Origin of the sequence: Streptomyces sp. NPDC057474, assembly GCF_042802555.1 — a bacterium.
Classification (GTDB): Bacteria; Actinomycetota; Actinomycetes; order Streptomycetales; family Streptomycetaceae; genus Streptomyces.
Window position 1 is genome coordinate 1 of record NZ_JBHVDX010000401.1, and the last position, 4,786, is coordinate 4,786.

At 70.1% G+C, this 4,786-nt stretch carries 4 protein-coding genes; all 4 read right to left on the minus strand.

The annotated features are described in order from the left end of the window. Positions 1-570, minus strand: a 570-nt coding sequence (locus tag ACFU53_RS46695; protein WP_384006367.1) for a substrate-binding domain-containing protein, incomplete at its 3' end; no start/stop codon positions are given. Between the two features lie 38 nt (positions 571-608). Beyond that, positions 609-1,628 carry an ABC transporter permease gene (locus ACFU53_RS46700; RefSeq protein WP_384006369.1) on the minus strand — a complete coding sequence of 340 codons (1,020 nt, stop codon included), beginning with the start codon at positions 1,626-1,628 and terminating at the stop codon, positions 609-611. Continuing rightward, entirely contained in the window at positions 1,625-3,166 is a 1,542-nt protein-coding gene (locus ACFU53_RS46705; RefSeq protein WP_384006370.1) for a sugar ABC transporter ATP-binding protein, read from the minus strand. The genes ACFU53_RS46700 and ACFU53_RS46705 overlap by 4 nt, the downstream gene beginning before the upstream one ends. A gap of 193 nt (positions 3,167-3,359) precedes the next feature. Further along, positions 3,360-4,541: an ROK family protein gene (locus ACFU53_RS46710; protein ID WP_384006372.1), complete on the minus strand. Its 1,182-nt coding sequence runs from the start codon at positions 4,539-4,541 to the stop codon at positions 3,360-3,362. Positions 4,542-4,786: the final 245 nt, after the last annotated feature.

Below are 4,786 nucleotides of genomic sequence, written 5' to 3' on the forward strand. Positions count from 1 at the left end.
GTTGTCGAGCCCGGCGAGCTCGATGACACGGGCGTCGCCCTTGTCATCGAGCTGCTCGCCGATGTAGTGCCCGGCGCTGAGCCCCATGCCGTAGTTGTCGCCGCCGATCCAGCAGCGGTACGCCTGCGGGGAGTTGAAGATCCGGTCGAGGTTGACGACGGGGATGCCGGCGCGCATCGCCTTGAGGCCGACCTGGGTGAGCGCCTTGCCGTCGGCGGGCAGCACGACCAGGACGTCGACCTTCTTGTTGATGAGGGTCTCGATCTGGCCGATCTGCTGGGCGGTGTCGTTGGAGCCCTCGGTGATCTCCAGCGTGACGTCCTCGTACCGCTCGGCGCGGCTCTTGGCGTTCTGGTTGATCGCGTTGAGCCAGCCGTGGTCGGCCTGCGGTCCGGCGAAGCCGATGGTGACCGCCTTGCCGGGCTTGTCGTCGGCGGCCGGCTGTTCGTTGGCGGCCGGGTCGTCCCCTGTTTCGTTGGGTTCGTTGCTGGTGCAACCGACGAGGAGGGCGCCGGCCGAGACGGCGGCGGTCCCGAAGAGCAGTCCTCTGCGGCTGGTGAACTCTGGCATGGCGGTGGACCTTTCCCGTGCATCGGCTCTTCGGTGTCTCAGGTCGTGCTTGCCGTACGTCGCTGGACCAGGACCGCGGCGACGATGATCGCGCCCTTGGCGATCTGCTGGACGTCGCTCTGCAGGTTGTTGAGCGCGAAGATGTTGGTGATCATGGTGAAGATCAGGACGCCGAGGACGGAGCCGGTGATGGTGCCCCGGCCGCCGGTGAGCAGGGTGCCGCCGATGATCGCGGCGGCGATGGCGTCGAGTTCGTAGAGGTTGCCGTTGGTGTTCTGGCCCGAACCGGACAACACGATCAGCAGGAACGCGGCGATGCCGCAGCACAGCCCGGAGAGCAGGTACAGGTACAGCCGCTGCCGCCGCACGTCGATGCCGGCGAGCCGGGCCGCTTCCGCGTTGCCGCCGACCGCGACCGTGCGCCGGCCGAAGGTGGTGCGGTTCAGCAGCAGCCAGCCGATGATCGTCACGACCGCGAAGACCAGGACAAGCGGCGGTATGCCGAGGACGTACGCGTCGCGCTCGCCGAGGTTCAGGATGGCGTCGACGCCGACGACCTGGGTGCTGCCGTCGGTGATCTGGAGGGCGAGGCCGCGGGCCGAGGCGAGCATCGCGAGGGTGGCGATGAAGGGGACCACGCCGCCGTACGCGATGAGCAGCCCGTTCACCAGGCCGCAGCCGACGCCGACGATCACCGCCGTGAAGAGGATGCCGGCGAAGCCGTACTCCTGGGTGGCCACGGTCGTCGCCCAGACGGACGCCAGGGCGACGATCGCGCCCACGGACAGGTCGATGCCGCCGGAGGTGATGACGAAGGTCATGCCGACGGTGACGACACCGATCACCGAGGCCTGGGTGAGGACGAGTTGGAGATTGCGGGTGTCGAGGAACTCATCGGGTCTGGTGACGCCGCCGATGACGATCAGCACGGCGAGGACGCCGAGGAGCGACAGGGTGCGGACGTCGGCGCGGAACACGAGGGCACGCCAGGCCGGCGGCTCGCTGACGGGTGTCACTTTGTCGGCACTGCCCCGGGGCGGGGACACGGGCTGGGTCATGACGCCGGGCTCCCTTCAACGGTCACGGGGCTTCCTTCCATCACAAGGTCGAGGACGCGGTGTTCGTCGAGTTCACGGGCGGGCGCGGTGTGTACGACCCGGCCCTCGCGCAGGACGAGCACCCGGTCGGCGAGGCCGAGGACTTCGGGCACCTCGCTGGAGACGAGCAGCACGGCGAGCCCCTCGTCGGCGAGCCGGCGGACCACCGCGTACAGCTCGGCGCGGGCGCCCACGTCGACGCCCCGCGTCGGCTCGTCGAGCAGCAGGACCCGGCAGCCGCGCAGCAGCCAGCGGGCGAGCACCGCCTTCTGCTGGTTGCCTCCGGAGAGGGTGCGGACCGGTACGTCCGGGTTGTCGGGGCGCAGGGACAGCTCGCGGGTCGCGGCCCGCGCGGCGCGGTGTTCGGCGCCCCGGTCGATCCAGCCGACACGTGCGAAGCGGGACATCGACGACACGGAGACGTTTCTGGTGACGGACTCCAGCATCAGCAGCGCCTGCGCCTTGCGCTCCTCGGGGGCGAGCCCGAGCCCGGCCCGTACGGCGGCCCGTACGCTGCCGAGCCTCAACCGCCGCCCGTCGACACTTACTTGACCGGACGTCGGCTTTCGGGCCCCGTAGATCGTCTCCAGGATCTCCGACCGTCCCGAGCCGACGAGTCCGGCGAGGCCCACGATCTCGCCGGGCCGTACCTCCAGGTCGAACGGGTCGAACTCACCGGCACGTGCCAGCCCCCGCACCTCCAGCACGGGCGTACCTGCCGTCGGCGGCGCGGGCGGCCGATCGGGGAAGACGTACTCGACGTTCCGCCCGGTCATCAGCGCCACGACCTCGCGCGTCGGCGTGGTCTTCGCGGGCAGCCCGCCCGCCACGGCCCGCCCGTCCTTCAGTACGGTCACCCGGTCGCCGATTCGCCGGATCTCCTCCAGGCGGTGCGAGATGTAGACGACGGCCACCCCGGCCGCGGTCAGGTCCCCCACGATCCTGAACAGGTTGTCGACCTCGTCCGGGTCGAGCGCGGCCGACGGCTCGTCCATCACGATCAGCCGTACGTCGTGGGAGAGCGCCCGCGCCATGGAGACGATCTGCTGCTGGGCGGCGGGCAACTCACCGACCAGCCGCGCCGGATCGACCTCCGGGTGACCAAGCCGTTTGAGCAGAGCGGCAGTTGACGCCCGCGCCGCCTTTCCCCGTACGACGAAGCCGGCGGCCGTGGGCTCATGGCCGAGGTGGACGTTCTCGGCCACCGACAGGCCCTCGACCAGGTCGAGTTCCTGGTAGATGGTGGCGATGCCGAGGCGCATGGCGGCGATCGGCGACTTCAGGGTGACGGGTTCGCCCCGCCAGGTGATCGTGCCGTCGTCGGGCTGGTGGGCGCCGGCCAGGACCTTGATCAGGGTGGACTTCCCGGCGCCGTTCTGGCCGAGCAGGCAGTGGACCTCTCCGGCCTGGACGTCGAGGTCGACGCCGTCGAGGGCCCGGACTCCGGGGAACGACTTGGTGATGCCGGACATGGTGAGCAGCGGTAATTCTGGTGCCATGAGTTCCCCTTGGCGGGCGTGCGGGCCGGTTTCAGGGTGAATCCGCTTGCTGGGCAGGCGCGTTCGGGCAGGGCGGAGCAGGGCGCTGTTCGTCATGGTGCAGGTGCGGCTCTGTGCCGGTCCGCCGTACGGACGACCTTGCCTGTGTCGTGCGGACGACCTTGCCGGTCTTCGGTACTGACGAACGGAGTGGTTACGCGGGTGAGAACAGGTGGTCGCTGATGAGGCGGGCCGCGCCGATGACTCCGGCGGTTGGCCCCAACTCCCCCAGCACGATGGGCAGGTTGTTGGTCGCGAGGGGCAGTGACTGGCGGTAGACCTGGGTGCGGATGGCGGCGAGCAGGGTGTGGCCGAGGCCGGTCACCCCGCCGCCGATCACCACCAGGCCGGGGTTGAAGAAGCTGACGAGTCCGGCGATGACCTGGCCGGTGCGGTTGCCGCCCTCGCGTATCAGGTCGAGCGCGGTGGCGTCGCCGGCGGCGGCCGCGGCGGCCACGTCGACGGCGGTCAGAGTGCCGTTGGTCTCCAGCCGGGAGGCGAGTTCCGCCGAAAGCCCCTGCTGGGCGGCGTCCTTGGCGTCGCGGGCGAGCGCGGCGCCGCTGAAGTGGGCCTCCAGGCAGCCCCGGTTGCCGCAGGCGCAGGGGCGGCCGTCCGGTACGGCGAGGATGTGCCCGATGTCGCCGGCGCTGCCCGTCGTACCGCGGTGGACCTCGCCGCCGACGATGATGCCGCAGCCGATGCCGGTGCCTATCTTGACGCAGAGGAAGTCGCCCACGGAACGGGCGACGCCCGCGTGCTGCTCCCCCATCGCCATCAGGTTCACGTCGTTGTCGACCATGACGGGGCAGCCGAGTTCCTGGCTGAGCGCCTCGCGCACCGGGAACCCGTCCCAGCCCGGCATGATCGGCGGGGCGACGGGGACGCCCTCGGGGAAGCGGACCGGTCCGGGGACGCCGATACCGGCGCCGTCGAACCCTTCCGCGAGTCCGGAGGCCTTCAACTTGGCGCCCATGGACAGGACTTGCTCGAAGACGGCGACCGGGCCGTCCCGCACGTCCATGGGCTGGTTGATGTGGCCGAGGATCTCCAACTCCGCATTGGTGACGGCCACATCGATCGAGGTAGCGCCGATGTCGACGCCGAGAAAACGGAGTTGGGGGGCGAGCCGGATGTTGTGCGACCGGCGGCCACCGCGCGAGGCGGCGAGCCCGTCGGCCACGACCAGTCCCGTCTCCAGCAGCCGGTCCACCTCCACGGCCAGCTTCGACCGCGACAGATCGACGCGATCTCCCAGCTGAGCACGGGAGTTGGGACCACCGTCCCGCAACAGGCGCAACAGGCGGGCCTGATGCGCGTTCGCGGGTCGAGCCGTCATACGTCTCACAAGCCCCTCCCCGCCTCAAACGGCCGCTACGTCCGTCGCGTTCCGGCCACATCCCATGACCGACCTTTCGCAGGGGAACGTAGCAGCGGCTACCGGGACTGGGAAGAAGTTGAGCAGGAATTGCCACCAACTTTCTCCACTCAGAGGACAAAGAGCGATCTACGGCAGGCGAGGGCGGCGACTTCCGGGACACCCCCGGCACCGAACAGACGGAAGCGGCGGCCGTCTCCAGGACC

Excerpts from the sequence above, each read along its gene's own strand:
- ACFU53_RS46705 (WP_384006370.1), bottom strand. The coding sequence starts at position 3,166 with ATGGCACCAGAATTACCGCTGCTCACCATGTCCGGCATCACCAAGTCG.
- ACFU53_RS46710 (WP_384006372.1), bottom strand. The coding sequence starts at position 4,541 with ATGACGGCTCGACCCGCGAACGCGCATCAGGCCCGCCTGTTGCGCCTG.
- ACFU53_RS46700 (WP_384006369.1), bottom strand. The coding sequence starts at position 1,628 with ATGACCCAGCCCGTGTCCCCGCCCCGGGGCAGTGCCGACAAAGTGACA.